The following is a 21115-nucleotide window of genomic DNA, read 5'->3' as shown; positions in this document are numbered from 1 at the left end:
GGGTCAATCGTCCGCGACCGTCTCGGGGGCCGCGTCGGCGTCGGCCGCCAGCGGCGTCCCGTCGGCCGCGGGCGCGAGCTCCGGGCCGAACGGCGGGTCCTCGGGGTCGATGACCCGCCGCGTCCGGTAGTCTGTCGAGCGCTCGACTGGCGTCCGCCCGATCGCGGTGATCATCTCGACGTACTCGGCGAACGATCGAAACTCCCCGAACTCCCCGCCGGCGCGCTTGGTGATCTCCTCGCTCAGGATGGTGCCCATGAAGTCGTTCGCGCCACACGAGAGCATCTTCAGCCCCTGCTCGTCGCCGTACTTGACCCACGACGACTGGACGTTCTCGACGTTGTCGAGAAAGAGCCGCGAGACCGCGATCATGAGTTCGTCCTCGTGGACGGTCGCGCCGGCGTCGATCATCCCCCGGTCGGCAAGCGGCGTGTTCGCGTGGACGAACGAGAGGGGGACGAACTCCGTGATCGCGCCGGTCCGATCCTGGAGGTCCCGGATCCGTTTCAGGTGTCGCGCGCGGTGGGCCTCGTTCTCGACGTGACCGTACATGATCGTCGCGGTGGTGTCGAGTCCGACCGCGGCGGCCGCCTCCATCGCCTCGACCCACTCGTCGCTCCCGATCTTTCCCGGACAGATGACGCCCCGGACTTCGTCGACGAGGATCTCGGCGGCGGTACCGGGCACGCTGTCGAGGCCGGCGTCGGCGAGCCGGCCGTACACCTCCTCGTAGGACCAGTCGGTGCCCCGGCGGGCGTGGTAGGCCTCCTCGGGCGTCATCGAATGGAGGTGGACGCCGTCGACGCTCATCGCCGCCAGCTGGTCGACGTAGGTCCCGGGATCGGTCTCGTAGGCGGCGGGCGGCTTGTAGTTGAGGTCGCCGCGGTCGCTGGCCTCCAGAATTTCGCGGTGCTCGTCGTCGAGCGCAAGCGCGGGGTGGAGGCCGCTGACCGACGTGACCTCGTAGACCCCCAGTTCCCGGGCGGCGGTCACGATCTCGCGAGATTCGGCGGGCGTCTTGGTGAACCCGCCGTGGTCGGCGTCGCTGTCGGCTTCGAAGTCCCGAGCCGTATCCTTGAAGTTGCAGAACAGACACCCGGTGTTGCAGGCGGTCGTGACGTTGTTGTTGAGGTTCGCGACGAACGTGACCTCGTCGCCCACGACCTCGGCCCGGCGGCGGTCGGCCGCCTCGAGCACGCGCTCTTTGCGCGCGAGGTCGACGCCCGGACTGTCGGTCCCGGTGGTCAGCAACTCCACGGCGTCGGCCACGGTGAGCCGGTCGCCGTCGCGAGCCGCCGCCAGCGCCGACTCGAACGACCGGTCGGTCTCGGGGACGCACTCGAAGTCGAACTGCTCGCGCGGGACGTTGGTCCGGGCATCGGCTGCCATCGTCGGAAACGACGGGACCGAGCAGTAAAAACCGCCGGGTTACGGCAGGGCCGCCGTCGGTCCAATGCACGGACGCGCATACTCCTCGCGGCGTTCCGGCAAAATATACGCACAAAAATGGAAACGCCTTAGTCCGACCGCCGGCATCTGGACCGTATGCAAGAGCCGCGGAGGCGGTCGGCGTGACGAGCGTCAAGGAGTTCCGCGTCGAGGACGAACCCTCGCCGAACGCGCTCGGGACGGGCGCGTTCGTCTTCACCGACGACTACTCGGTGTTCGACTGGGGCAAGATGCCCGACGAGATCCCCCGGAAGGGCGCGAGCCTCTGTTCGATGGGAGCGCGCAACTTCGAACTGCTCGAAGCCGAGGGCGTCCCGACCCACTACCGGGGCGTCGTCAGCGAGGCGCGACGCGCCTCGGACGACCGAGCGGGGAGCGACGACCCGCGAGACGACCGCGAGGTCGTCGCCCTCGACGAGACAGACGAGCCGCCGACAGAGATGGCGATCGACCTCACGCAGGTGCCCGACCTGCCCCGGACCGGCCGGGAGTACGACTACGACGCCTACCACGCCGCGGCGGGGGACAACTACCTCGTCCCGCTGGAGGTCGTCTTCCGGAACAGCGTTCCGGTGGGGTCGAGCCTGCGCCGGCGGGCCGAGCCGAGCGACGTGGGCCTCGACTTCGAGGAGTGGCCCGACGGCGTCGTCCAGCTCGAAGAGCCGCTCGTGGAGTTTTCGACCAAGTACGAGGAGAGCGACCGCTACCTCTCCCGGCGGGAGGCCGACCGGCTCGCGGGCAAGGCCGACGTCGAGGAGCTCGAATCGGTCGCCCGCGAGGTCAACCGCGTCGTAACCGAGCGAGCGGCGACCGCAGAGCTGACCCACGAGGACGGCAAGATCGAGTGTCTCTACTTCGACGGCGAGATCCGGGTCGCCGACGTCGTGGGGACGTTCGACGAGAACCGCTTTACCTTCCACGGCCAGCAGGTCAGCAAGGAGTTTCTCCGCCAGTACCACAAGCGGACCCAGCTCGAGTGGGTCGAGGCGGTCGAGGAGGCGAAGGCGACCGCCAAGTCCCGGGGGCTCGCCGACTGGAAGTCGCTGTGCGAGAACGGCCCCGAGCCTCTCGCCGAGGAAATCATCGCGGCCGCCAGCGATCTGTACGCCGCGGGGACGAACGCCTACGTCGGCCGAGAACTGTTCGACGCGCCGCCGCTCGACGAGGCGGTCGCCGCGGTGCGCGAACTCTGAGTCCGAACGCTCAGTCGTCGGCGGGGTCGGGGTCGGCCAGCCCGTCGTCGGTCGGCGCGTCGGGGGTCGCCCGGTCGAGCGCCGGCCCCATCCCGAGCTGGTAGTCGTCGGCGTCGCCGCGCAGTTCGGTCCGCCCGCGGTGGATCGCCACGTCGTCGTTGAGGTGGAGCCGGACCGCTTCGAGCAACACGTCGGCTTCGAGGGGCTGACCGCGGCGCTTGAGCGTCTCGACGGTCGCATCGTCGGGCGCGTCGAACGCGCGCTGGGCGACGATCGGCCCCTGATCGAGGTCGGTCGTCACGTAGTGGGCGGTCACGCCGGCGACCCGGACGCCGGCCTCCTTGGCCTGCCGGTAGGCCTTCGCGCCGGGGAACGCCGGCAGTAGGCTCGGGTGGACGTTGATGATCCGACCCTCGTACCGGAAGACGACGTTCGGCCCGAGGATGCGCATGTAGCGGGCCAGCACCACGAGATCGGCGTCGTACTCCGCGAGCAGGTCGAGCAGTTCGTCCTCGTCGGGGTTGCCGTCGGCGTCGCCCACGTCGTGGAACGGGACGTCGTACGCCTCGGCGACCGGCCGGAGGTCCGGATGATTGCCGACGACGACGCCGATCTCGGCGTCGAGTTCGCCCGACGCGACCGCCTCACAGATGCGTTCGAGACAGTGAGACTCCTTCGTGACCAGCACCGCCAGCCGGCGGGCCTCCCGCTCGGAGGGGTACCGGACCCGCACGTCCACCTCGAGGTCCCGTCCCAGTTCGCGGAGGTCGGCTCGGAGGCGCTCGCGGTCGACTTCGGCGTCCGAGGCGTCGACCCGCATCGTCATCCGGAACAGGTCGTCGCGAACCGCCTGATCGAGGTCCTCGATGTTGATCCCGCGCTCGAACAGGAGGGTCGTGACGCGGGCGATCAGCCCGGTGTCGTCGTCGCCGACGACGGTGATTTCGGTCAGTTCGGTCTCGGTCATCGTACCACCGACTGGACAGCCATTGGTGGGTGGCGTAGGCGTCTCGGAGATAAAAGCCGGCGGCTCGACGCAACACTGGCCGGGAGGTATCCACGTTCGTGGAACGAACACGGATTCCAAAAGAGCTTTTGAGCATGGACGACCACTTTCCGACGATGACTGGCTACACCGCCACGGTCACCGTGCGCCTCAAGCAGGGCGTCCTCGACCCCGAGGCCGAGACCACAAAGCAGGCCTTAGAGCGACTCGGCTTCGAGTTAGAGAGCCTGCGTTCGGCCGACCGGTTCGAACTCGACCTCGACGCCGAGTCGGCCGACGACGCGGCCGACCGCGCCGACGAGATGGCCGAGCGCCTGCTGGCGAACCCGACCATCCACGACTACGCCGTGGAGGTCGAGCCCCGCGAATGACTGTCCCGACCCATCCGACGCCGACCGTCTGCGGATGCCACGGGAGGCGATCCGCGTGACGGTCGCCATCGTCCAGTTCGGGGGCAGTAACTGCGACCGCGACGCCGAGCGCGCGCTGGACCATCTCGGAATCGACGCCGAACTCGTCTGGCACGAGGACGGCATCCCCGACGACGCCTCGGGCATTCTGCTCCCCGGGGGCTTTTCGTACGGCGACTACCTCCGGGCTGGCGCGATCGCCGCGAACAGCCCCGTGATGGCCGAAGTCCGCGAAGCGGCCGCCGACGGGACGCCGGTGCTCGGGGTCTGCAACGGCGCCCAGATCGGCTCCGAGTCGCGGCTCACGCCCGGGGCGTTCACCACGAACGCCTCCGCGCGGTTCCAGTGCGAGCGGGTCACCGTCCGGGTCGAGAACGCCGACACGCCGTGGACCGCCGCCTACGAGGAAGGGGAAGTCATCGAACTTCCCATCGCCCACGGCGAGGGCCGGTTCGAGGTCACCGACGACCGGCTCGCGACGCTGAACGACGAGGACCGCGTGCTCTTCCGATACTGCGAGGCCGACGGCGCGGTGACGCCCGCGGCCAACCCCAACGGGTCGAAAGAGAACGTGGCGGGCGTGCTCGGCGAGCGCGAGAACGTGGCCGTGCTGATGCCCCACCCCGAGCGCATCACGCTCCCCGACGTCGGGAAGACCGACGGACAGGGCGTCCTCCGCGGGTTCGAGGCCTAGCCCGGCGACTGGCGGCCGTGCGCGAAGAGCAACAGCCAGACGAACGCCACGACCAGCACCCAGCCGACGAGCACGACGAGCGACCACGACGAGATTGGCCCGGCCGTGACCGTCATCGCTCTATCTCGATCGGCGCGTCGCTCGCGATCCACTGGTCGTCGGTCTCCTCGCGGTTTCGTATCTCTATCCAGCCGTTCGAGCAGAAGATCGTCTCGTAGTCGCTCCGTCCATGTGACATAGTCGTCCGCACATCGGACCGGCGACCGGTCGGTCGCCGGGACGCCCCGGATGTGCCACCCCCGGGCGTCTCCAAGGAGCGACGCCACCTTTGTTATCCGGAGCGTATCCGGGCGGTACGGTCGTCTTAGGATGCAGAATTGTAGATTGAACCGGGGTCGAGCGGCGCGCTACCGCGCCAGCGGCAGGCTGTAGCTCGTCTCGCGCTCCATAACCGCCTCCCACGTCGCCTCGCACTCGCAGGAGACCTCCGAGAACACCGAGGGGTCCTGCCGGAGGTCGAAGTCCTTGATCGCCTTCTGGACCCGGTCGTCACAGTCCCCGCAGTTGTGCGGGCCGCGATCCGAGCCGTGGCCCACCGGGTCCGAGACCACGATGGCGTCGGCGTCGGCGGTGTCTTCGAGCACCTCGGCGACCGACCAGAGCCACGGCGGGCGGTAGCCGTCCCGGAAGTACAGTTCGTCGACCATGGTGTAGCGCTGGACGTTCGTGGGGTTCATCGAGACGGTGTGGGCGTACTCGCCACACCGCCGGACCGACGATTTCATGTCCGCGACGGCCTCGGATTCGGAGAGGAACGGCGGTTTCATCAGGAGGTAGGCCTTGATCCCCGCGCCGGCCGCCTCGGCGTGTTCGCTCGCCTCGACGAAGTCCTCGAAGTCGAAGTACTTGTTCACGCAGTCGTGGCGCACCCGATCGGTCGCGGTTTCGAGTCCGATCGCGACGTCGGTGTCGAGGCCCCGTTCGGTGAAGTCCTCGATCTTCGCCCGGTCGACGAAGTCCGGGAGGCTCTCGACCACGATGCGCTCGCGGTCGGCGAACGTCTCGGCGATGGCCCGCCGGGTCTGGGCTCCGACCTCCCGCTCGTCGAGAAACGACCCGGAGGTGTAGATCTTGACGAGCCCCGACTCGCCGTCGGCCTCCCCGGCCTCGATCTGGTCGCGCTCGTGGGCCAGACAGGCGTCGATCTGGTCCATCAGCGCGTCGTGGGCGACCGACCCGCCCTCGACCGACTCGGCGACGTAGCCACACATGGTGCAACCGCCCGCCCGCGCCCACCGACAGCCCCCGGTGTTGAGGATGATGGTGAGACTCTGGTAGACGCCGCCGGGCGTCCGGTCCTCGTCGATCCAGACCCGGGTCGGCTCGTGCGGGTCGTACGTTTTGTCCTTCTGGGCGCGAATGGAGCGCATCACCTCGTTGTGGGCGTCCATCCCCCGGCCCTGCTCGTAGACCTCCGGACTCGGTTCGCTCATTGGCCACGAGTAGTCGTCGGGGGCGTAAATCGGCTTCGGGTCCCCGACGGCCTCGCAACCCCGAAACCCCGAACGGCCGTCGGGACCGCGACTCGTCGACGGTTCAGCGCGTCCGAGTCGTCTCCTCAGCCCTCCGATGGGGGTGACTCGAAGCGCCGCAGGCCGCCGACCGCGAGGCGCCAGCAGACGACCGCGAGCACCGCGCCGACGGCGTCGGCCGCCATGTCGCCGACCGAAAAGGACCGCTCGGGGATCGACGCTTGAACGAACTCGATGCCGACGCCGTACGCGACCGCGATGGCGGCCGCCAGCAGGGCCGCGACGAGCGCGCTCCGGTCGGCCGCCAGCGCCGACGCCAGCGCGGCCGCCAGCGCCGCGTACCCGAGACCGTGGAGCCACTTGTCGAGGCCGAACGTGCCGAACGGACCGAGCGGCGACAGCCCCGAACCGGGCGCGTCGAGTACCGACCCGTAGAACAGGACGCCGGCGACGACCGCGACACCGAGCCAGCGAACCCACCCGGGCGGTCCCAGTGATTCGAATCGCATCGGCGAGACGTTCTCGGGACCGCAAGTAAAAGACGGCGGTCGACGACCCCACCCCGGCGTAACCGGTTCCAGTTACGGCCACACGGCAATGACTAACTCACTTGCGGCCCAATATAAGCGTACGACGTTACTTATGACTGATTTAGGCGGATTCCAAGACAACGTTGCGAGAGTCGATCTGACCGAGGCCGGCGTCGACTACGAGAGCATCGACGACGAGGACGCGCGCAAGTACATCGGCGCGCGAGGCCTCGGCGTGAAGTACCTCTTCGACAAGGGGCCGGACGTAGACCCGCTCGGACCCGACAACCTGCTCGCGTTCATGAACGGGCCGCTCACGGGGACCCAGACCGTGATGAGCGGACGGATCGCGATCGTCACCAAGTCCCCGCTCACCAACACCGTCACCGACTCCCACCACGGCGGCTGGTCGGGCGCGCGACTCAAGTGGGCCGGCTTCGACGGCCTCCTCTTCGAGGGGAAGGCCGACGAGCCGGTGTACGCCTACGTCGAAGACGGCGAGGTAGAGCTCCGGGACGCCTCGCACCTCTGGGGGACCGGTATCCACGACACGATCGACCACCTCGGCGAGGAGGTTGACGGCGAGGTCGGCAAGAACGTCTCGGTGATGGCGATCGGCCCCGGCGGCGAGAATCAGGTCCGGTACGGCTGTATCATCAACGAGGACGACCGAGCGTCGGGCCGCGGGGGCACCGGCGCGGTGATGGGCTCGAAGAACCTCAAGGCGGTCGTGGTCAAGTCCGGCACCAAGATGCCCAAGCCCGCCGACAAGGAGACGTTCCAGGAGGGCCACAAGCAGGCGATGCAGGTGATCCAGGAGTCGGACGTCACGGCCCCGAACGAGGGCGGACTGTCGATGTACGGCACCAACGTCCTGATGAACCTCACCGAGGAGATGGACGGACTGCCGACGCGGAACGCCCAGTACACCTCGACCCACAGCGAGCAGGAGGGCGACGACTCGGCGCCGAACATCGACGCCGAGAACGTCTCGGGCGAGAACGTCCGGGAGAACATCCTGGTCGACGAACCGACCTGCCACTCGTGTCCGGTCGCGTGCAAGAAGGAGGTCGAGGTCGACGTCCACCACAAGGGCGAGGACCACAACGTCCGGATGGAGTCCTACGAGTACGAGTCGGCGTGGGCGCTCGGCCCGAACTCGATGAGCGACGACCGCGACAAGGTCGCGATGATGATCGACCGGTGTAACGACATGGGCGTCGACACCATCGACGTGGGCAACACGATGGCGATGGCGATGGAGGCGACCGAGGAAGGCCACATCGAGGAGGGCCTCGACTGGGGCGACGCCGACACCATGATCGAGATGATCGAGCGCATCGCCCACCGCGAGGACGGCCTCCCGGACACGCTGGCGGAGGGCGCCGGTCGGGCCGCCGCCGAGTTCGGCGACCCGGACATGTCCCTCGACGTGAAGGGCCAGACGATGGCGGCCTACGACCCGCGAGCGATGAAGGGGATGGCGATCGGCTACGCCACCTCGAACCGCGGCGCCTGCCACCTCCGGGGGTACACCCCGGCGGCCGAGATCCTCGGCATCCCCGAAAAGGTCGACCCGAGCGAGCCCGAGGGGAAGGGCGAACTCTGTGCGACCTTCCAGGACCTCCACGCGATCAGCGACTCGTTCGACATCTGTAAGTTCAACGCCTTCGCGGAGGGCATCGAGGAGTACGTGCTCCAGTACAGCGGGATGACCGGCCTCGACGTGACCGAGGACGACCTGCTGGAAGCCGGCGAGCGCATCTACAACCTCGAACGCTACTACAACAACCTCGTCGGCTTCGACGGGAGCGACGACGACCTGCCCGCCCGGTTCGTCGAGGGCGATCCCAAGGCGATCCCAGGACAGGGCGGCTCCGAGGGCGCGCTCGTCGAACTCGACCAGCTCAAAGCGGAGTACTACGAGGTGCGTGACTGGGAGGACGGCGTCGTCCCCGACGAGAAGCTCGACGAGCTCGGCATCGAGGTCGGCCCGGGCACCGGCGTGAGCTCCGGCGGCGCGGCCGCTCCGAGCGACGACTAGCGACCGTTTGCAAGGGCAGGACACGAGCGCCGCGCCGTTGCAAACGCTCGACCAAAAACGCCGGGAGAGTTTCGCTTTCCCGAGCCTGCGTTCACTCCGTTCACGCAGACACGGCGCTCTTCCCGACGGTCCTCGCTTGGGCCGCTCGCGGTACAGTTGCCCGTGTGGTCGCGTCGCTCGCTGTCGGATTCGCGATTCGTCTTCGCTCGGTCACGTCCACCCGCGAAACCGACCGCTACTGCTAATCCACCTTGCGTGCTATCTTTTCGCATGGACATTCGCGAAGCGAGCGAACGAGACGTCTCGACCGTCCGGTCGGTCGCCCGGGAGGCGTGGACCGAGGCGTACGCCGACGCGGTCCCGGAGTCGGTCGTCGACGACGCGGTCTCGGCGTGGTACGCCGACGAGACTATGACCCGACTCATCGGCGACGACGAGCAGGTGTGTCTGGTGGCGGTCGAAGACCGTGAGGTGGTCGGATTCTGTCACGGCGCGACCCGGGACACCGAGGGCGACATCCTGCGTCTGTACGTCCGTCCCGGCCGGTGGAACGAGGGGATCGGCACCGCCCTGCTGGAGGCGATGGAGGAGCGGCTGACCGAGATGGGGATGGAGCGCCTGCAGGCGATGGTGCTGGCCGACAACGAGATCGGCAAGGCCTTCTACGAGTCACGCGGCTTCGAGAAGACCGACGAGGCAGAGACCAGACTCGACGGGACGACCCGAACCGAAAACGTCTACGCGAAGGCGCGGTGACCGCGCGCGAGTTCCATCCGACCGCGCTGACCGCTGAAATTTCCCCGCTCGTCCCGGCGAAAACCGCCGGTATTCTCCACGGTTATCTCTGGCTCGCACACATTCTTTCAGTGCATTAAATAGTCGAAGGAATAATATGGCGGGTCGTGATACCGTGAGAGTGTTACGCATGAGCCCTGACAACTTCTCGGGCGAGGACGGCCGGCGGTTCGAAACGCTCGCGGTGACCCACGGCGAGGAGCCCGACCTCTCGAACGGCGTCGGCGACGTCACGTCGCCGATCCACCTCGCGTCGACGTACGCGGTCGACGGCATCGACATGGACACCGCGCTCGAGGACCTCGACCCCGACGCCGACGAGTTTCTCTACACCCGGCTGTCGAACCCGACCCGCCACGCCGTCGAGAAGCGCGTCGCGGCCCTCGAAGGCGGCGACCACGCGATGGCGTTCGCCTCGGGCACCAGCGCGGTCGTCGCGAGCGTGATGGCCGCGGTCGAACCCGGCGACCGGATCGTCGCGTTCGAGGACCTCTACGGCGGCACCAACACGATGCTGAAAGAGCTGTTTCGCGACAGGCTGAACGTCGCGGTGGAGTTCGTGGACGCGACCGACCCCGAGGCGGTGCGGGCGGCGACCACCGACGACACCGCGTTGCTCTGGATGGAGTCGCCGACGAACCCCCTGTTGCGGCTCTGTGACATCGAGGAGATGGCCGCGGTCGCCGACGACCACGACGCCCTGCTCGGGGTCGACAACACCTTCATGGGGCCGTACTTCCAGCGGCCGCTCGAACTCGGCGCCGACGTGGTCGTCCACAGCACCACCAAGTACATCAACGGCCACAGCGACTCGCTCGGCGGCGTCGCGGTCCTCTCGGACGACGCCTACGCCGAGGAGATCGGGTTCCTCCAGCAGGTCGGGATGGGCAACGTGATGGCGCCGTTCGACGCCTACATGGTGTTGCGCGGGCTGAAGACGCTCCCGATGCGGATGCGCCAGCACGAGGCCAACGCCGCGGAGGTCGCGGCGTACCTCGACTCCCACGAACGGGTCGGGGCCGTCCACTACCCCGGACTCGACGCCCACCCCCAACACGACCTCGCGACCGACCAGATGGACGGCTACGGCGGGGTGCTGTCGTTCGAGATCGACGGCGACCTCGCCGACGTCGAGCGGTTCGTCGCCGCCCTAGAGGCGTTCACCCTCGCGGTGAGCCTCGGCGGCGTCGAGAGCCTGATCGAACACCCCGCGAGCATGACCCACTCGCCGCTCCCCGCCGAGGAGCGCGCCGAACTGGGTATCACGGACACGCTGTTGCGGGTCTCGGTCGGAGTCGAACACCCGAAAGACCTGCTCGCGGACCTCGAACGCGGCTTCGAGGCGATCGACGCCGCGGAAACCGACCCCCGGGACGCCGACCCCTCCGAGGCCTCGGCGTCGATGGACTGACGCCGCCTACGCGTCGGCGCCGACCACGACCGCCGCCCGCAGGTCGAGGGCGGTCTCGAACTCCTCGCGGCGGTCCTCGCGACCGCCGACCCTGAGCAGTTGCTCGGCGTGGGCGCGCGCGACCGCCTCGTGTTCGCGCCGCGACCACCCGAGCGCCTCGCCGACCTCCGCCCAGAACCCCTCGGGCGCGAGAAAGACCGCCCGGACGTCGTCCTCGTGGACGCACTCGAACCGGCGCCGGAACTCGTCGACCCGCGGCTCGACCGCCCGCCGGCCCGCCGCGACCAGCTCGGGCAACCGCCGGCCGTCGACGCTGGCCTTCGCGGCCGTGAGGACCAGCACTTGCCCCTCGACGGGGTTGTCCTCGGTCATCCCCCCGCGCGCATCGCCTTCTGGGAGAAGGCCTCGACGAGGTCGTCGAGGCGCTCCGCGTCGCCCTCGAAGACGACCGTCACCTCGGTCAGTTTGACCGACGGGCCGATCGAGACCTTCTCCGAGGAGAGGCTCGCGCGCCACTCGTCGGCGATCACGTCGCCGTCGCCTTCGGGGTCCCCGCCCTCGATCTCGCCGCCGAGGTTCGAGAGGTACCGGCGCGCGAGTCGCTCGGAGATGCCGCGAAACGACTTCTCGACCCGCATCTATCCCCCCGCGACCGGCGGGAAGACGCTCACCGCGTCGCCGTCGGCCAGCGCGGTGTCGATCCCGTCGAGGTGGTAGACGTCCGTCCCGTTTTTCATCACCGACACCTGCGATCTGATGTCGCCGTCCTCGTAGACGTCGAGGTCGTACTCGGCCACGAGGTCGTCGAGCACCTCCCCGACCGTGGTTCCCGGCTCGACCTCGCGTTCGAGCACTTTCTGTCCGACGGCCTCCCGAAAGGTGGCGAAAAACCGCAGTTCCACGTCCATGGGGAACGGTTGCGCCGCCCCGGACATAAACCCTCAGTCGTCGGGACGACGCCGGCCCGCCCCGAGCGCGCCGACCGCCCCGCCCGCGAGGCCGGCGGCCGCGACGCCCGGCGCCAGCCAGTCGGCGAGCGCGAGCCCCGCGAACGGAATCGAAAGCACCGAGGGGCCGACCAGCAGGACCGCGGTCCCGGCCGCCGCGAGCGTCGACGCGACCAGCGCGACCGCCCCGTGGCGGGCGCCCCGTTCCCGACCCGGGCCGCCGAGCCGTCCCGCGACGACGCCCCCGAGCGGGACGCAAAGCGCCGTCAGCCCGGCCGTCGCGGTGAGGACGGTCTCGGGGACGCTCGCGGCGAACAGAATCGAGGGAACCACCTGCGGGCCGAGCGCGGCGACCATCCCGGCCGCGACGGCGCCGCCGTCGAGCCACCGGTCGGCGCTCGGGCGGGCCTTCGCGCGCCGGACCCGATCCAGCGGTTTCGGGGCGTCGCCGTCGGGGTCGCCCATCCTCAGTCGCCGAACCGGATGCCGTCGCTGACCAGCCGCGCGTGGCGCTCGCGGTCGATGCGCTCGCCGAGGTCCTCGTGGTCGTAGAGCTGTCGGGCGAGCGCTCCCATCAGGTCGCGCCACGCCATCGCGTAGATCGGCGACTGGCCCCACGCCCGGAGTTCGGCCACGAAGTCGTCGTACTGCTCGAAGCGGTTCTCGAACCGTTCGAGGGCGTCGACGACCGCGGCCGCGGCGTCGTCGTCGGCGTCGGCGGCCGCGATGGCGCGGTTGAGCCGGCGTTCCCACCCGGCGACCGCCTCCTCCATGTCACGGGCCGCGTCGTCGCCGTCGGACGGGAGCGATTCGACGATCGCCTCGGGTAGCGTGAGCGAGATCTCGTCCATGTCCGGTGGTTGTGGCTGGTCGCTGAAATAGGTACGGCAGATCGCTCCGGATCCGTCCGAACATGTTCGGAAGGTCCTATTCCCCCGTGGCTCACGTAGCCACAACTATGACCACTACGACCGAGCGCGGCGCCGAGCGGCCGACCGGCGAGACCCACGAGACGACCACCGTCGAGGTGCGCTGTACCGGCCACGTCCGCGAGGCGGTCGGGGCGGCCGGACTGGAGTTCACCTTCGAGGGGACGACCCTCCGGGCGCTCCTCGAGGCGTTCTTCGAGGCGTACGACGTGAAAGACCTGCTCATCGCCGAGACCGAGGACGAAGCGACCACCGACGGCTGGGCCGACCCGCCCGACGAGCTCCCGGGGACGTGGCACAAGAACCCCGAGGGCGAGCAGACCCGCCAGTACGCCCGGGTGGCGATCGACGGCACCTTCAACGAACACCTCGCGGGGCTCGACACCGAGCTCTCGGACGGTGACCGGGTCTCGCTGATGTACCCGTTCATCTTCTGCTGCTAGGATGGCCGCCGACGCGGTGTCCCGACGGGCCCGGCGGTTCCTCGCGGCGAGCGCCGGCTATCTGGTCGCGTGGCAGGCGGCCGCGCTCGCCGGCCTGCCCCGTCGGAGTTGCGTCGTACTCGCGGTCTACGGGTTCGTCCTCCACGCGGTGTTCGGGAAGGCCTACTCGCTGGTGCCGTCGTACTTCGACCGGACGCTCGCGACCCCGGCCGCGCCCGCGATCCACCTCCCGCTCGCGGCGCTCGCCGCCGGCTGTCTCGCGGTCGAACCGCTCGCCGGCGTCCCCGACTGGGTCGGGGTCGCGGGCGCGGTCCTGTGGGCCGGCGGGGTCGCGGTGTTCGTCGGCGCGCTCGCGTGGACGCTCCGGGACAACCCCACGGGCCGCGAGACGGGGACCGGCGGCCCGAACGCCCACCGCGAGTCGGTCGACCGGTACGCCAACGCGTTCGTGCCGGTCGCGCTCGCGTACCTGCTGGCGGGGAGCTACGCCACGCTGGCGACCCGCGTCGGCGGCCCGCGGCCGATGGCGCTCGGGGCCGCGCCGACCGCCCACCTGCTCGCGGCCGGCGTCGCCGCCCTGCTGGTGTTCGCGGTCGGCTTCCGGCTGTTCCCGCGGTTTCTGGTGGCCGCGCCCCCGCGCGCGCTGGTCGCGGTCGTCCTCCCCGCGGGCGCGCTCGGCCCCGGAGTGCTCGCGTGGCACTTCTACGGCGGGGCGTGGTTCCGGGTCGGCGCGGTGCTCGAAGCGGTCGCCGTGATCGGGTTCGGGGCCGCCTACGCCGGGCTGTTCGCCCGATCCGAGCGCCGGCGGGTCGGGCTGTACGGCCCGCTCGCGGGGGGCGTCTGCGGGCTCGCGGGGGTCGGGCTGGGGGTTCACTTCGCGTTCGCCGGGGTCGCGGGCGGGCTGACGGCGGTCCACTTCCGGCTCAACGCGCTTGGGTTTCTCGGGCTGACGATCGTCGGGGCGACCTACCAGTTCTACCCGCCGACGGTGGGCTCGTTTCCCGGGGCGTCCGACCGGACCGCGCTGGCGTCGATCGGGCTGGTCGGCGCGGGACTGGCCGCCGAGCTTTCGGGGGCGATAGCGGGGTCGACCGGCGCGGTGACCGCCGGCCGGGCGAGCGCGCTGGCCGGTGCGCTCCTGTTCGCGTCTCTGATCGGCGGCGTGTTCGCCGAGCGCTAATCCGACTCGTCGAGGCGGGTCGCGAGCTGGACCTCGTCGACGAGTTCGCCGTCGATCCGGTAGTGGTCCGCCCGGGTCGCCTCCCGCTCCCAGCCGTGGGTTTCGAGCAGGTCGAGGGCCTCCTCGTTGGTCGCCGGGATGCTCTGGTACACCTTGAGACAGCCGGCGTCGTCGGCCCACGCGATCCCGCGTTCGAGGAGCGCCCCGCCGACCCCCTGCTCGCGGTACTCGGGGGCGACGCCGACGGTGAGCTCGGCGGTGTGTTCTCGGGCCGGAAGCTCGAACCCGTGGACGTTGACCCACCCGATCGTCTCGTCGGCCGCGTCCTCCTCGCCCGGGATCTCGGCGACGAAGAACATCCGCGACTCCCGGTCGTTCAGCCGGATCAGCGCGCCCTCGCGGTCGGTCGGGGCGTCGGACCGCGTCCGGCGGTTCGTCGAGCGGGGCTCGACGGCGTCGGCCACGCGCTCGTCGACGACGATGGCCCCCTCGGCGGCGACCGATCGGATGAGGTCGGCGACCGCCGCCCGGTCGCGCTCGTCGGCGGGGCGGACGACGTACTCGAACTCGTCGGTCTCGTGGCGGTCGGTCCCGGCGTCGGGCGAGACGTAGAGGGTCCCGTCGCGCTCGGCCAGCGCCCCGTCGTCGAGCAGTTCGTCGATGTGCTCGTTGCACGCCGGCACCGAGAGCCGGGTCGCCGACTCGATTCCCGACCGGGGCGGCTTCGCGCCCGGCGTCTCCGCGACCCGGACCGCGTCCCGGACCTCCTCGCGGGCGGCCGCCCCGCGGACCTCGACGTACTCGTAGACGCGACGTTCCACGTCGCTGTCGAACTCCAGTTGCGTCGTTCCCATGTCGCCGGTGGCTACGCCGCCGATCGGCATGGGTATTGGGGCGATACGCCCGAGCACGGGCCCGCTTCGCGGGCTACTTCTCCTCGACGTGGCGGACGTTGGCGGCGATCCCGCGGGTGCTCTCGGACATCTCCGGGCCGGACATCTCGGCGCGCCCGACAGCGAACGCTTCGGGGCCCTCGATGACGACCTCGTCGCCGACCCTGACGTCGTCGTCGGCGTCCACGACTCCCGGCGCGAGCACGCTCCCGTGGGGCGCGAACGCGTCGATCTCGACCCGCTTGGTGGGCGCCTCCGAGTCGACCCACCGGCGCGCGCCCGCGAGGGTGAACGAGAGCACGCCGTACTGGGGCACCATCGCCGCGAGCTGGACGCCGTCCCGATCCTGCACCCGGAGCTTGGGGTAGCGGCTCTCGGTCCGGATCTCCTCGAAGAGCGCGTCGCCCGCGCCCGGTCCGAACTGGTAGTCGGCGATCGCCTTCACCGTGTTGTGCTGGCGCTCGCGCTTGCCGTACTTGAGTTCGCCGTCGAGAGTCCGCATCAGGTTGCCGAGCGACTCGGTCGTCGTGGGGTGGTCTTCGACCGTGTACTCGAACTCCACGCCGAGGTCGGCCTCGACGCGCTCACAGACCTCACGGTACCCCTCCGGCGGGACGTGGGCGATCACCCGCGGGTAGTCGTTTCGTTCGAGGTACCGCCGGAGTACCGACGCCACGAACGCCGTTTCGTCTTCGGACCACCGGCCGGTCACCACCGCGTCGTAGTGCTGGGCCGGGTAGGTGAGTTCGAGTTCCTGGGGGACGACGCCGATCGGCGAGGTCATCGAGACGGTGTGGCCCCGGAACTGGATCGCGTCGTGGAACTGGCCGTGGCTCTGGGAGTCGCTGTACGGCTTGGTCGCCGAACAGGGCACCAACACGAGGGGGTTGTCGAAGCGGTTGCGATACCGGGTCGTCACGCGCTCGGCGAACCGCTGGATCTCGACCCGCCGCAGGGTGTCTTCGGTCGCAACCGCGAGTTCGGCGTCCCGGACCACCGGCGCGCGCTGTTCGAGGTACGACCACTGCTGGTCGAACTCCCGGAGCGCGGCGGTGAGCCACTGGTCGTGACGGGCCTGCCCCTCGACGTAGTCGCGGAGTCGGCCCGCCCGGATGCGCTCGCGGACGACGCCGAGTTCGGCCCGGAGCGCGTTCTCGTTGTGCTCGGCGCAGTCGGCGCGGGTGAACTCCGAGACGGGCGTCCGGCAGGCCGGACACGCGCAGGGCAGTTCCGAGAGGTCCTCGAGGTAGTGGGTCCCCTCGGTGGTGAGGTACTTGCCCTGTGTCCCCGCGACGACCGCCCGGTCGGCGTCGACCAGATCGACGCCCGCGTAGACCAGCGTCGCCACGTTCGCAGGCGTCGCCACGCCGGGCAGGTAGAGCGCGCTGTCGGCGGGGATCGACTCGCGGAGTTCGACGACGGCGTCTTTGAACCCCGCGCCGTGGCCGACAAAGCCCTGTGCGCCCGAGGCGACGTAGGCGTCGGTCCCGTAGTCGCCGGCAGTCTCGGGCGCGACGACCGCCGCGCTCGGGTAGTCGACGTCGGGGTACTCGACCGCGAACGAGTCCATCACGGCCTCGTCGGTCCCGCTCGGGAACCCCCGGTGCGGGAGGACGGTCAGTGCGTCGTCGTTGCCCTCCGGCAGGTCGCGGTCGGCGGTCCAGAGACTGCCGGCGTCGGCGACGGCGACGGTTCCCCGGCGACCGCCGGGCGGCCCGTCGGCCGAGCGGGGCTCCGCCTCCGCGATCGCCGGCGTCGTCACCGGCTCGGCGAGGCGCAACTCGGCGATCCGCGCCGGGCCGTCCCGACGGTGAATCTCGAAGTAGTCGGTCATACCGTCCGGTCGGGGGGCGAGACGCAACTATCTTGCGAGACACGCCGCGCGTCGAACGGCCGGTGGGACGTGGCAAAACAGTTAGGTCGGTGACGTGCGACGGTCGATCTGATGGCCGACAACCGCCCCGACGCCGGGTCCGGCGAGTCCCGCCGCCTGGCGCCGTCGTGGACGGTGGCGCTCGTCGCGCTCTCGCCAGCCTTCGACCTCTACGAGGCCGGACGAGTCTCGCTTGTGTGGTTCGGTATCGGGGTCGTCTCGTGGGCGGCCGCGACGGGACCGGTCGCGGCCAGCCGATTCGGCCGGCGCGTCGGAGCGTGGTTCCGCGGGATCGGCGCGCTCGGCCGGGCGATCGTCATCCTCGGGGTCGCGGGCGCGTGGACGGGGGTCGTCGTCACCTTCGAGCCGCCGGCCGTGCCGATCGACAGCTTCGTTCTGGGGGGCTCTGCGGGGGAGTAACGACGATCCTTCGACGACGCCGTCGGCGGTCCTGACCGCCTCACTCCGCGAGGTCGACGGTCGCCACGCGGTCGGGAACGGCCGCCAGCGCGCGCTCGGGCCAGTCGTGGTGTGCGAGCGTGAACTCCGTCTCGGGGTTGGCCTCGGCGAGTCGGGCGACTCCCTTCGCGGCCGACCGGTGTCCCTCGGCGTCCATCCGTTCGGGCACCTCCGCGGTCAGGGGGTAGGTCTCCGAGAGGTGGCGCGGGAACGGTCCGAACGGTGCGAGCACCCGCCACGACTCGTCGTAGCGGTCGCTCGGTCCGCCCTCCGTGAGGAGGACGCTGTCGCCGGGGTCGAGCGAGAGGCGCGCGAGTCGCTCGCGGTGGCGCAGGACTTCGGGCCGGCGGGCGCTCTCGCCCGAGAGGTAGAAAAAGGCGCCCTTCGACGCCGAGTCCTCGCGTTCGAGGAGGTCGGCGTGGTCGGTCAGCGCCCGGTAGCCGTCGAGCATCGCGGGGTGGGCCCGAGCGCGGGTCTCGACCAGTTCGAGGAGATCGCCCGCCCGCAGGGCCTGCTTGATGGTGCGGATCTCCTCGAAGGTGACGTGGAGGTTGTGCTCGGCCAGCAGTCGCTCGCGGTCGCGGTCCCCGAGCGCCCGGAGGTCCGCCGGTTCGTGGTCGGCACAGACCGGACACGAACACGGGAAGTACTCGAGGTCGTCGAGATGCTCGGTCCCCCGGACGGTGAGATACCGGTCGTCGCGGGCGTACAGCGCGTAGGCGGCCGAATCGAACAGGTCACACCCCATCGCGACCGCGAGCGCGAACATCATCGGGTGGCCGGCGCCGAACAGGTGGACCGGCGCGTCCCGACCCAGTCCGCGCTTGGCGCCCGCGATCACGTCGACCATGTCGGCGTACCGGTAGTCGTTCATCAGCGGGACCACCGCGCCGACCGGGAACACGTCGAGGTCGGTGGCCGCGGCGTGGCGACCGGCCCGCTCGCGGAGGTCGGGGTAGGTCGACCCCTGAACCGGCGCGTTGACGAGCATCTCGCCGACGTCGACCCCCTCGGCGACTTCGAGCCGCTCCTGAGTGGTCGCCAGCTCCTCGTCGGCCTGCTCGCGAGGGGCGTCGGGCGGCGTGGGGACGTCGACCGGGGTTCCGATGTCGCTCCCGACCTCGCGCTGGAATCGGAGTATCTCGGGGGTCGTCACGTCGATCTCGCCGTACTCGGCCAGCTGGAACGACCCCGAGTCGGTCATGATCGCGCCGTCGAATCCGAGCACCTCGTGGAGCCCCTCGTCGAGCGCCCGCTGGCGGTAGTCGTCGCTCCCGTAGAAGATGTAGGAGTTGGTGATGAGTATCTCCGCGCCGAACTCCGACCGGAGCCGCGAGGGCTCGACCGTCCGCAGGTGGGGGTTGATGACGGGCAACAGCGCCGGCGTCTCGACGGTCACGTCCGCCCGCGGGACCGCGAGCTCGCCGATGCGACCCAGCCCGTCCTGGTCGCGGATCTCGAAGTGCTCTCTGGTCATCGGCTTCGGGTAGCCCGAGCGGGCGGGTAAGGGTTCCGTTCGCCGCCGGTCCGTCTCGACAACCCTTATGAGGGACGGATGTATTGGATCGCCTATGCGACGCCGTGCCCTCCTGTGCGCCGTCGGCGCGAGCGCGCTCGCCGGCTGTGGCGGCCGCCTCGGCGACGACGGCGACGCGACCGAAGTCGAGACCGAGACAGACACCCAGACGACGGCTTCGACCACCACCGCCGCCCCGGAGCCGGCGCTCGAACTGGAGAACGACGACCTCGTCCGCTCGAACGAGGGCTCGGAGAGCGAGCTCGCGAGGGTGGTCGGGACCCTCCACAATCCGACCGAGGAGACGGTGGCGGAGGCGACCGTCACCGCGACGTTCGAAGACGAGGACGGCGAGGCGCTCGACGCCGCGAACGCGAGCGTCTCGGAGCTCTCGCCCGGCGGCTCGTGGTCGTTCGAGCTCGTCTACCCGGCGACCGGCGAGGACGCCCGCGCGGTCGCGGACTACGAGCTAACCGTCGAGACCGGCGAGTAGCCCCACCGAAGAGAAAAGACCGCGGAGCCGCTATTCTGCGCTCTCGTTGCGGACGATCTCGTAGCCGAACCCGATCACGTTCTCGGGCATGACCTGCAGGTCCCAGCTACCGGCTTCGGGATCGTCGATCCGGTAGACGAACTCCTGTGCGCCGCTCCGGACGCCGTACTCGCCCTGCTGTTCGACGTCGGGGTTGTTGGTCTCGCTCAGGTCGACCGACCCGCGGTCGGTCACCTGCACGCGCTCGGCCGTGACGGTCGTGCCGTCGGGCTTGACGAAGGTGACCTCGAAGTTCGCGGGGTCGTCGGAGCTCGACCCGTACATCGCGGTGCGCGGAGAGAGCGTGAGCGTGACGTTCTCGGCGTCCTCGCTCACGTCGAAGGAGGTCTCGAACGCCTGCTCGGGCTGGTTCCAGACCTCGAAGTTCATGCTGATCTCCTGCCAGTAGCCGCGGTCGTCGGCGCGGTTCGGGTCCTTCAGACCGAGGTCGAGGTTGCCGCGGTAGCGCATGCTCTCGGCGTCCTCGGGCGGCGAGACGGTGACGCTCACCGTCGCGGTTTCGCCGGGGTCGATGCTCGACGGCGCCTCGATGTCGACCCACGCGGGGTCGATCTTCGAGGAGCTACCGCCGTAGCGTCGGTTGCGCTCGTCGCCGAACTGCGGGCTGAGCGGGACCGCCTGCTCGCCGGTGTTCTCGATCACGATCTGCTTGGTCGCGCTGTCGCCGGCTTCGACCTGTCCGCGGAGGTACGTCGAGGAGACGATCTCGACGGTCGGCTCCTGCCAGACGCGGACGCTGAGGCTCGCGGCGTGGACCGGACGCTCGGGGCGACCGGGGTAGGTCACGGTCTCGTCGGTGAACGCGATCTGGCCGCGGTAGTGGCCGATCTCCGCGTCCTCGGGCACCGAGACGGTGACGCTGAACTCCTGCTCGCCGCCCGCCGCGACCGTCGAGTCGCCCTCGATGGTGACCCACGACTCGTTGAGGAGGTTCTCGCCGACCGGCGGCACGACGACGTGCGGGTCGAGGTCGACCTCGGAGTCCTCGCCGTTCTTCACCGTGACGGTGAACTCGGTGGACTCGCCGGGCTTGAGGTCGGGGTAGTCGTAGTCGCTCTCGACGTAGAGGTTGCGGTAGTCCGAGGAGTCCGACTCGGAGTCGTTTGTCGTTGTCTCCTCGGAGGCGGTCTCCTGGACTGACGATACGTCTCGGTCGCTCAGGGCGGTCGCGTCGGCTGGCGACGGGGCGGACGCCGTGGCGGCGGGCACCGCGCCGACGACCAGCACGATCATGGCAAGTACTCGGAATCTCATATCT

24 protein-coding genes are annotated in these 21115 nt (G+C 69.9%); 10 read left to right on the top strand and 14 right to left on the bottom strand.

What is annotated here, in order from left to right; genetic code table 11:
- Window positions 1-3 precede the first annotated feature (3 nt).
- Complete coding sequence (gene cofH, locus EPY72_RS13305; protein ID WP_135806724.1) at window positions 4-1389, bottom strand: 7,8-didemethyl-8-hydroxy-5-deazariboflavin synthase subunit CofH; 1386 nt, start codon at window positions 1387-1389, stop codon at window positions 4-6.
- A 182-nt stretch (window positions 1390-1571) separates the two neighbouring features.
- Here cofH and EPY72_RS13300 point away from each other — a divergent pair, with 182 nt between their 5' ends.
- Window positions 1572-2642: a phosphoribosylaminoimidazolesuccinocarboxamide synthase gene (locus EPY72_RS13300; RefSeq protein ID WP_135806723.1), complete on the top strand. Its 1071-nt coding sequence runs from the start codon at window positions 1572-1574 to the stop codon at window positions 2640-2642.
- A 10-nt stretch (window positions 2643-2652) separates the two neighbouring features.
- Here the strand turns inward: EPY72_RS13300 and EPY72_RS13295 are convergent, their stop codons facing one another.
- On the bottom strand, window positions 2653-3609 hold the full coding sequence (locus tag EPY72_RS13295; protein ID WP_135806722.1) for a formyltetrahydrofolate deformylase: 957 nt from the start codon (window positions 3607-3609) through the stop codon (window positions 2653-2655).
- 155 nt (window positions 3610-3764) lie between these two features.
- On the opposite strand from EPY72_RS13295, the gene purS reads away from it, so the two are divergent.
- The gene (gene purS, locus EPY72_RS13290) at window positions 3765-4019 is read left to right on the top strand and encodes a phosphoribosylformylglycinamidine synthase subunit PurS (RefSeq protein WP_134671395.1); all 255 of its coding nucleotides are present in this window, start codon (window positions 3765-3767) and stop codon (window positions 4017-4019) included.
- Window positions 4020-4074: 55 nt separating this feature from the next.
- On the top strand, window positions 4075-4752 hold the full coding sequence (gene purQ, locus EPY72_RS13285) for a phosphoribosylformylglycinamidine synthase I (RefSeq protein ID WP_135806799.1): 678 nt from the start codon (window positions 4075-4077) through the stop codon (window positions 4750-4752).
- A gap of 112 nt (window positions 4753-4864) precedes the next feature.
- Here purQ and EPY72_RS19990 read toward each other — a convergent pair whose 3' ends face one another.
- The 3 genes from EPY72_RS19990 to EPY72_RS13275 all read right to left on the bottom strand — a co-directional run bounded on the left by EPY72_RS19990 (window position 4865) and on the right by EPY72_RS13275 (window position 6793).
- Window positions 4865-4990: a hypothetical protein gene (locus EPY72_RS19990; protein ID WP_280177993.1), complete on the bottom strand. Its 126-nt coding sequence runs from the start codon at window positions 4988-4990 to the stop codon at window positions 4865-4867.
- Between the two features lie 169 nt (window positions 4991-5159).
- Entirely contained in the window at window positions 5160-6245 is a 1086-nt protein-coding gene (locus EPY72_RS13280) for an archaeosine biosynthesis radical SAM protein RaSEA (RefSeq protein ID WP_135806721.1), read from the bottom strand.
- Between the two features lie 125 nt (window positions 6246-6370).
- Window positions 6371-6793, bottom strand: a complete 423-nt coding sequence (locus tag EPY72_RS13275) for a VanZ family protein (protein ID WP_134671392.1) — start codon at window positions 6791-6793, stop codon at window positions 6371-6373.
- Window positions 6794-6926: 133 nt separating this feature from the next.
- On the opposite strand from EPY72_RS13275, the gene EPY72_RS13270 reads away from it, so the two are divergent.
- The 3 genes from EPY72_RS13270 (at window position 6927) to EPY72_RS13260 (ending at window position 11064) form a co-directional block, all read left to right on the top strand.
- Entirely contained in the window at window positions 6927-8858 is a 1932-nt protein-coding gene (locus EPY72_RS13270) for an aldehyde ferredoxin oxidoreductase family protein (RefSeq protein ID WP_135806720.1), read from the top strand.
- Between the two features lie 270 nt (window positions 8859-9128).
- Window positions 9129-9614, top strand: a complete 486-nt coding sequence (locus EPY72_RS13265) for a GNAT family N-acetyltransferase (RefSeq protein WP_134671390.1) — start codon at window positions 9129-9131, stop codon at window positions 9612-9614.
- Between the two features lie 169 nt (window positions 9615-9783).
- Window positions 9784-11064: a trans-sulfuration enzyme family protein gene (locus EPY72_RS13260; protein WP_135806719.1), complete on the top strand. Its 1281-nt coding sequence runs from the start codon at window positions 9784-9786 to the stop codon at window positions 11062-11064.
- A 6-nt stretch (window positions 11065-11070) separates the two neighbouring features.
- Here the strand turns inward: EPY72_RS13260 and EPY72_RS13255 are convergent, their stop codons facing one another.
- From EPY72_RS13255 to EPY72_RS13235, 5 genes are read right to left on the bottom strand one after another with little or no spacing between them, the layout of a single operon-like run.
- The gene (locus EPY72_RS13255; protein WP_134671388.1) at window positions 11071-11436 is read right to left on the bottom strand and encodes a DUF8048 family protein; all 366 of its coding nucleotides are present in this window, start codon (window positions 11434-11436) and stop codon (window positions 11071-11073) included.
- Complete coding sequence (locus EPY72_RS13250; RefSeq protein ID WP_134671387.1) at window positions 11433-11702, bottom strand: MoaD-like domain-containing protein; 270 nt, start codon at window positions 11700-11702, stop codon at window positions 11433-11435. Before EPY72_RS13250 ends, EPY72_RS13255 begins: the two co-directional genes overlap by 4 nt.
- Complete coding sequence (locus EPY72_RS13245) at window positions 11703-11972, bottom strand: ubiquitin-like small modifier protein 1 (RefSeq protein WP_135806718.1); 270 nt, start codon at window positions 11970-11972, stop codon at window positions 11703-11705.
- Window positions 11973-12005: 33 nt separating this feature from the next.
- Window positions 12006-12476, bottom strand: coding sequence for a hypothetical protein (locus EPY72_RS13240; protein WP_134671385.1), 471 nt, complete (start codon window positions 12474-12476; stop codon window positions 12006-12008).
- A 2-nt stretch (window positions 12477-12478) separates the two neighbouring features.
- Window positions 12479-12862: a DUF7971 family protein gene (locus EPY72_RS13235; RefSeq protein WP_134671384.1), complete on the bottom strand. Its 384-nt coding sequence runs from the start codon at window positions 12860-12862 to the stop codon at window positions 12479-12481.
- Window positions 12863-12969: 107 nt separating this feature from the next.
- Here EPY72_RS13235 and EPY72_RS13230 point away from each other — a divergent pair, with 107 nt between their 5' ends.
- Both EPY72_RS13230 and EPY72_RS13225 read left to right on the top strand, forming a co-directional pair.
- The gene (locus EPY72_RS13230; protein ID WP_134671383.1) at window positions 12970-13383 is read left to right on the top strand and encodes a MoaD/ThiS family protein; all 414 of its coding nucleotides are present in this window, start codon (window positions 12970-12972) and stop codon (window positions 13381-13383) included.
- A gap of 1 nt (window position 13384) precedes the next feature.
- The gene (locus EPY72_RS13225) at window positions 13385-14563 is read left to right on the top strand and encodes a hypothetical protein (protein WP_135806717.1); all 1179 of its coding nucleotides are present in this window, start codon (window positions 13385-13387) and stop codon (window positions 14561-14563) included.
- Here the strand turns inward: EPY72_RS13225 and EPY72_RS13220 are convergent.
- On the bottom strand, window positions 14560-15417 hold the full coding sequence (locus EPY72_RS13220) for a GNAT family N-acetyltransferase (RefSeq protein WP_135806716.1): 858 nt from the start codon (window positions 15415-15417) through the stop codon (window positions 14560-14562). The genes EPY72_RS13225 and EPY72_RS13220 overlap by 4 nt on opposite strands.
- 73 nt (window positions 15418-15490) lie before the next feature.
- Window positions 15491-17290: an archaeosine synthase subunit alpha gene (gene arcS, locus EPY72_RS13215; protein WP_135806715.1), complete on the bottom strand. Its 1800-nt coding sequence runs from the start codon at window positions 17288-17290 to the stop codon at window positions 15491-15493.
- A gap of 111 nt (window positions 17291-17401) precedes the next feature.
- On the opposite strand from arcS, the gene EPY72_RS13210 reads away from it, so the two are divergent.
- Window positions 17402-17749: a hypothetical protein gene (locus tag EPY72_RS13210; protein ID WP_135806714.1), complete on the top strand. Its 348-nt coding sequence runs from the start codon at window positions 17402-17404 to the stop codon at window positions 17747-17749.
- A gap of 40 nt (window positions 17750-17789) precedes the next feature.
- On the opposite strand, the gene tgtA is transcribed toward EPY72_RS13210, so the two are convergent.
- Entirely contained in the window at window positions 17790-19265 is a 1476-nt protein-coding gene (gene tgtA, locus EPY72_RS13205) for a tRNA guanosine(15) transglycosylase TgtA (RefSeq protein ID WP_135806713.1), read from the bottom strand.
- A gap of 94 nt (window positions 19266-19359) precedes the next feature.
- Here tgtA and EPY72_RS13200 point away from each other — a divergent pair, with 94 nt between their 5' ends.
- A complete protein-coding gene (locus EPY72_RS13200) occupies window positions 19360-19797 on the top strand; it encodes an FxLYD domain-containing protein (RefSeq protein WP_135806712.1) in 438 nt (145 codons plus the stop codon).
- A 30-nt stretch (window positions 19798-19827) separates the two neighbouring features.
- On the opposite strand, the gene EPY72_RS13195 is transcribed toward EPY72_RS13200, so the two are convergent.
- Entirely contained in the window at window positions 19828-21111 is a 1284-nt protein-coding gene (locus tag EPY72_RS13195) for a COG1470 family protein (RefSeq protein ID WP_135806711.1), read from the bottom strand.
- Window positions 21112-21115: the final 4 nt, after the last annotated feature.

The organism is Halorussus marinus (assembly GCF_004765795.1).
GTDB lineage: Archaea > Halobacteriota > Halobacteria > Halobacteriales > Haladaptataceae > Halorussus > Halorussus marinus.
Note: the sequence above shows the minus strand (reverse complement) of the source record. Positions and strands in the feature narration are given on the sequence as shown.

Bases quoted from the DNA above. Each gene is read 5' to 3' on its own strand.
- EPY72_RS13220 (WP_135806716.1), bottom strand. From the start codon at position 15,417: ATGGGAACGACGCAACTGGAGTTCGACAGCGACGTGGAACGTCGCGTC.
- EPY72_RS13230 (WP_134671383.1), top strand. From the start codon at position 12,970: ATGACCACTACGACCGAGCGCGGCGCCGAGCGGCCGACCGGCGAGACC.
- EPY72_RS13200 (WP_135806712.1), top strand. From the start codon at position 19,360: ATGCGACGCCGTGCCCTCCTGTGCGCCGTCGGCGCGAGCGCGCTCGCC.
- EPY72_RS13240 (WP_134671385.1), bottom strand. From the start codon at position 12,476: ATGGGCGACCCCGACGGCGACGCCCCGAAACCGCTGGATCGGGTCCGG.
- EPY72_RS13210 (WP_135806714.1), top strand. From the start codon at position 17,402: ATGGCCGACAACCGCCCCGACGCCGGGTCCGGCGAGTCCCGCCGCCTG.
- EPY72_RS13250 (WP_134671387.1), bottom strand. From the start codon at position 11,702: ATGCGGGTCGAGAAGTCGTTTCGCGGCATCTCCGAGCGACTCGCGCGC.
- EPY72_RS13260 (WP_135806719.1), top strand. From the start codon at position 9,784: ATGAGCCCTGACAACTTCTCGGGCGAGGACGGCCGGCGGTTCGAAACG.
- arcS (WP_135806715.1), bottom strand. From the start codon at position 17,290: ATGACCGACTACTTCGAGATTCACCGTCGGGACGGCCCGGCGCGGATC.
- EPY72_RS13265 (WP_134671390.1), top strand. From the start codon at position 9,129: ATGGACATTCGCGAAGCGAGCGAACGAGACGTCTCGACCGTCCGGTCG.
- EPY72_RS13245 (WP_135806718.1), bottom strand. From the start codon at position 11,972: ATGGACGTGGAACTGCGGTTTTTCGCCACCTTTCGGGAGGCCGTCGGA.
- EPY72_RS13280 (WP_135806721.1), bottom strand. From the start codon at position 6,245: ATGAGCGAACCGAGTCCGGAGGTCTACGAGCAGGGCCGGGGGATGGAC.
- EPY72_RS13235 (WP_134671384.1), bottom strand. From the start codon at position 12,862: ATGGACGAGATCTCGCTCACGCTACCCGAGGCGATCGTCGAATCGCTC.
- EPY72_RS13255 (WP_134671388.1), bottom strand. From the start codon at position 11,436: ATGACCGAGGACAACCCCGTCGAGGGGCAAGTGCTGGTCCTCACGGCC.
- cofH (WP_135806724.1), bottom strand. From the start codon at position 1,389: ATGGCAGCCGATGCCCGGACCAACGTCCCGCGCGAGCAGTTCGACTTC.
- EPY72_RS13270 (WP_135806720.1), top strand. From the start codon at position 6,927: ATGACTGATTTAGGCGGATTCCAAGACAACGTTGCGAGAGTCGATCTG.
- EPY72_RS13195 (WP_135806711.1), bottom strand. From the start codon at position 21,111: ATGAGATTCCGAGTACTTGCCATGATCGTGCTGGTCGTCGGCGCGGTG.
- purS (WP_134671395.1), top strand. From the start codon at position 3,765: ATGACTGGCTACACCGCCACGGTCACCGTGCGCCTCAAGCAGGGCGTC.
- tgtA (WP_135806713.1), bottom strand. From the start codon at position 19,265: ATGACCAGAGAGCACTTCGAGATCCGCGACCAGGACGGGCTGGGTCGC.
- EPY72_RS13275 (WP_134671392.1), bottom strand. From the start codon at position 6,793: ATGCGATTCGAATCACTGGGACCGCCCGGGTGGGTTCGCTGGCTCGGT.
- EPY72_RS13295 (WP_135806722.1), bottom strand. From the start codon at position 3,609: ATGACCGAGACCGAACTGACCGAAATCACCGTCGTCGGCGACGACGAC.
- EPY72_RS13225 (WP_135806717.1), top strand. From the start codon at position 13,385: ATGGCCGCCGACGCGGTGTCCCGACGGGCCCGGCGGTTCCTCGCGGCG.
- EPY72_RS19990 (WP_280177993.1), bottom strand. From the start codon at position 4,990: ATGTCACATGGACGGAGCGACTACGAGACGATCTTCTGCTCGAACGGC.